General features: G+C 44.9%; 1 protein-coding gene. It reads left to right on the top strand.

Annotated features, from left to right (window positions below; translation table 11 throughout):
• On the top strand, nt 1–263 hold a 263-nt coding region (locus AAEY62_RS23035; RefSeq protein ID WP_350636752.1), incomplete at both ends, for a cbb3-type cytochrome c oxidase subunit I.

Raw genomic sequence — 263 nt, forward strand, 5'->3', positions numbered from 1 at the left:
CTGGTAACGGGAGCGGTGTTTTCTATTATGGCAGGCGCGTATTATTGGCTGCCTAAATGGACTGGCAATATGTATAACATAGCGCTGGCTAAATGGCATTTTTGGTTATCGCTGGTAAGCGTAAATGTATTGTTTTTTCCTATGCACTTTGTAGGGCTTGCAGGCATGCCACGCCGTATACCCGACTATGCGCTACAGTTTGCTGACTTTAACGCCATTATTAGTATTGGCGGCTTTGCCTTTGGATTATCGCAGTTGTTGTT

The sequence above is a fragment of the Pseudoalteromonas sp. GW168-MNA-CIBAN-0100 genome, assembly GCF_040309225.1.
GTDB classification, from domain to species: domain Bacteria; phylum Pseudomonadota; class Gammaproteobacteria; order Enterobacterales; family Alteromonadaceae; genus Pseudoalteromonas; species Pseudoalteromonas arctica.